Origin of the sequence: Idiomarina sp. UBA4206, from assembly GCF_002383015.1 — a bacterium.
Taxonomy (GTDB): domain Bacteria; phylum Pseudomonadota; class Gammaproteobacteria; order Enterobacterales; family Alteromonadaceae; genus Idiomarina; species Idiomarina abyssalis.
The window spans coordinates 10,489-13,850 of the sequence record NZ_DFTS01000057.1; the positions used below are offsets into that span (position 1 = coordinate 10,489).

The window sequence follows — 3,362 nt, forward strand, 5'->3', positions numbered from 1 at the left end:
GTCCGTATCAATAGTGGCAACGCCTAATGGAAGGCAAGCCATAATATTAGCTAAAGCCTGTCCGTAGGTATTGTGAAAGTGCAATGCAAGCTTTTCCATGGGCACTTTTTCGGCTACCGCAGCGAGCATTTCCTGTGCTTTGAAGGGGGTTCCGACACCTATGGTATCGCCAAGTGAAACCTCATAGCAGCCCATGTTGTAAAGCGCTTCAGCAACCTTGACTACATTTTCCAGCGGCACCTCACCCTGATAAGGACAACCTAAAACGCAGGATACATAACCTCTGACAGGTATGTTTTTTTCTTTGGCGGCTGCAATAACCGGCTTAAAACGCTCCAGCGATTCATCAATACTGCAATTTATGTTTTTTTGTGTAAAGGCTTCCGACGCTGCGCCGAATACGGCAACCTCGTCCATATTGGCTGCAACGGCTGCTTCAAAGCCTTTCAGGTTGGGTGTTAAACCCGCGTAGGTAATGCCTGGACGGCGCGTTATCTGTTCCATAACGGCACTACTGTCGGCCATTTGCGGTACCCATTTAGGGCTCACAAAGCTGGCACTTTCAATGTAGGAAACGCCAGCATCAGCCAGCGCTTCAATCAAAGCAACTTTTGCATCGACAGAAACGGCGGTTTCATTTTGTAAGCCGTCACGCGGACCTACTTCAACGATCTTTATCTTGTCTGCAAGGCTCATTGTTACTCCGCTTCATTAACTGCTATAAGCTCGTCACCGTCACTGACTAAGTCACCAGCGGCGAAGAAAATGTCGGTCACCTCGCCTTCATGCCCGGCGCGAATGGTGTATTCCATTTTCATGGCTTCCATGATGACAAGCGGTTGGTCTTTCTCAACAGTATCGCCTTTTTCCACCAGCACTTCCATGATGGTACCGTTCATTGGCGCTACATGCCCACCATGAGCGGCATCGTCGGACAGGGTATCTGCCACACGGTGCCGATGGAAAATGACAGGTCCATTGTCGGTAAACACGGTAATTTGCTGGTCATCAGCGCTGACATAACGATGATAACGCATACTGCCCGCAGTCAGTGTGAGTTTGTCGTCGGTTAAAGACGCCTGCCAGCGAATGCTTTCCTCATCAACTTTCTGCAGGAATTCGCCTGAGGCAGTTTCAATGAGTGATATGGCATAGGTTTCTTCGCCAAACTGCAGTGGAACTGTATGTGTAGCTGCTGAGTTCATTCTAAACGCATTACCACTTTGCCATGGTGAACTGCCACGTTGCTGCTGACGCTGACTAATATCAAATAAAGCGGCTTCAGTCGCAATTTGTTGATAATTCACAGAGCTATCCGGCAGCAGGTCTTCCTGATATTGCTGAATAAACTCTGTTGTCAGGTTGGTTTTCACAAACTCTGGGTGTGAAGCCAAACGATGCAAAAAGTCGACGTTAGTGGTCAGGCCGGTTAAACGGTATTCGCGTAGAGCTTTCTGCAGGCGCAGCAGAGCACGAGTACGATCGGTGTCCCAGACAATGAGTTTCGCAATCATTGGGTCGTAGAAAGCGGAAATTTCATCGCCTTCTTCAATACCGGTATCAATGCGAACACCGTTTTCTTCTGCCGGAGTGCGCAAGTGTTTAATGGTACCGGTGCAAGGTAAAAAGTCGTTGTCCGGATCTTCAGCGTAAATTCGGGCTTCAAACGCGTGACCGTTTACCTGAATGTCATTCTGCGCCAGAGGTAGTGGCTGACCGGATGCAACCAGTAATTGCCATTCGACTAAATCCTGTCCGGTAATCATTTCTGTAACCGGATGCTCAACCTGTAAGCGGGTGTTCATTTCCATGAAATAAAATTCGCCACTTTGGTCAAACAGAAACTCAACCGTACCTGCACCAACGTAGTCTATTGCCTGAGCGGCGCGAATGGCGGCTTCGCCCATTTCCGTACGTGTTTTTTCGGTTAATGCCGGAGCCGGAGCCTCTTCAAGAACCTTTTGGTGACGGCGTTGTACCGAACAGTCGCGCTCTGCCAAATAAACGGCGTTACCGTGTTCATCGGTGAACACCTGAATCTCTACGTGGCGGGGGTTACGAATAAAACGCTCCATGAGCATTTTATCATTACCGAAAGAGGACTTAGCTTCGCGTTTCGCCGAATTCAGAGCTTCATCAAATTCGCCCATGTTTTCGACCACACGCATACCTTTACCACCGCCGCCGTACGCCGCTTTCAGCAGTAGCGGAAAGCCGATTTTTTCAGCTTCTGCTTTTAAGGTTTCGATGTCTTGCTCGCTACCATGATAGCCCGGAACCAGTGGAACGCCGGCGTCCTGCATAATAGATTTAGCCGCGCTCTTAGAGCCCATAGCGGCAATGGATGATACCGGCGGGCCAACAAATATAATGTCATTAGCCTGACATTGGTCAGCAAAATCTTCGTTCTCTGAGAGAAACCCATAACCGGGGTGAATGGCTTCGGCACCGGTTTGTTTAGCCGCAGCAATGATTTTATCGCCACGCAGGTAACTTTCAGTACTTGCTGCCGGACCAATATGTACAGCCTGATCGGCCAATTTAACGTGGCGCGATTTGCGGTCGGCGTCAGAGAATACCGCTACGGTGCGAATTCCCATTTTTTTAGCTGTGGCAATAATACGACAGGCAATTTCACCACGGTTCGCAATCAATAATGTTTTGATCATAATGAGACCTGTTGTTAACTCTGTTTAAGCCAGGCGGCGGGGCGTTTTTCAAGAAACGCACTGAGTCCGTCCTGACCTTCGTCCGACACGCGAATTTCGGCAATGGCTTTAATGGTGTGTTCACGTACGTCTTTATCGATTGGTCGTGAACCGACATTGCGAATCAGTTTCTTACAGGCGCCTACCGCTTGTGGACTGTTCGCTAAAAGCGCTTCTAATAGTTTGTTCAGGGGCTCATCGAAGTCTTCAACAACGTCATTAACTAAGCCCAGTTCCTGCGCTTTATCGGCAAAGAAACGTTCTGCTGTCAGCATATATCGGCGTGATTGGCGCTCGCCAATGGTGCGGACAACATAAGGGCTGATAACCGCGGGGATCAGTCCAATTTTCACTTCACTCAAACAAAAGCTACTGCGCGGTTGCGCCAGTACAATGTCACAGCAGGCGGCAAGGCCTACGGCACCGCCGAAAGCGGCGCCCTGGACTAACGCGATACTGGGCTTGCTGAGCAAGTCCAGACGCTCCATTAACAGCCCAAGCTCGCCGGCGTCATCCACGTTTTGCTGGTAGTTTTTATCCGCCATTGAGCGCATCCAGTTCAGGTCCGCACCGGCAGAAAAGTTTTTACCCTCTGAACGAAGCACCAGCACACGCGCGCTATCACTTTCTTCAACTTCTTTTAATGCCTTCAGG

Annotated in this window: 3 protein-coding genes; all 3 read right to left on the reverse strand. The window is 49.6% G+C overall.

Translation table 11 applies throughout. The features are described 5' to 3' along the window. Window positions 1-696: hydroxymethylglutaryl-CoA lyase (locus B3180_RS11570; protein WP_286844681.1), on the reverse strand; the 696-nt coding region annotated here is incomplete at its 3' end. A 2-nt stretch (window positions 697-698) separates the two neighbouring features. Next, entirely contained in the window at window positions 699-2,669 is a 1,971-nt protein-coding gene (locus B3180_RS11575; RefSeq protein WP_278358756.1) for an acetyl/propionyl/methylcrotonyl-CoA carboxylase subunit alpha, read from the reverse strand. 14 nt (window positions 2,670-2,683) lie between these two features. Beyond that, window positions 2,684-3,362: enoyl-CoA hydratase-related protein (locus tag B3180_RS11580; protein WP_286844682.1), on the reverse strand; the 679-nt coding region annotated here is incomplete at its 5' end.

What these genes read in the sequence shown, in the direction of transcription:
- B3180_RS11575 (WP_278358756.1), bottom strand. Translation starts at nt 2,669, where the DNA reads ATGATCAAAACATTATTGATTGCGAACCGTGGTGAAATTGCCTGTCGT.